Annotated in this window: 1 protein-coding gene; it reads right to left on the bottom strand. The window is 73.6% G+C overall.

Annotated features, from left to right (window positions below; translation table 11 throughout):
- On the bottom strand, positions 1-273 hold a 273-nt coding region (locus tag D471_RS35125), incomplete at both ends, for a tetrahydrofolate dehydrogenase/cyclohydrolase catalytic domain-containing protein (RefSeq protein WP_040690311.1).

The following is a 273-nucleotide window of genomic DNA, read 5'->3' as shown; positions in this document are numbered from 1 at the left end:
CCGCGCAGCGCCCGAGGCTCGCCGGGTTCGCGCCGTCGACGTCCTTGGCCGGGTCGATCTCCGCGGCGAGTTCGGCCGACGACATGCCGTCGGGCAGCGGGGTCTGCAGGATGACGCCGTGCACCTCCGGGTCCCGGCTCAGGGCGCGAAGCGTGTCCCGGACGATCTCCCGTGAGGTGGACGGGCCGAGGTCGGCGATGCCGCAGTCGATCCCGACGGCCGCGGCCGCCTTGGCGATCGAGCGCACGTACCACATGGTCGACTCGTCGTCCG

The sequence above is a fragment of the Nocardiopsis lucentensis DSM 44048 genome (assembly GCF_000341125.1).
GTDB classification, from domain to species: Bacteria; Actinomycetota; Actinomycetes; order Streptosporangiales; family Streptosporangiaceae; genus Nocardiopsis; species Nocardiopsis lucentensis.
Note: the sequence above shows the minus strand (reverse complement) of the source record. Positions and strands in the feature narration are given on the sequence as shown.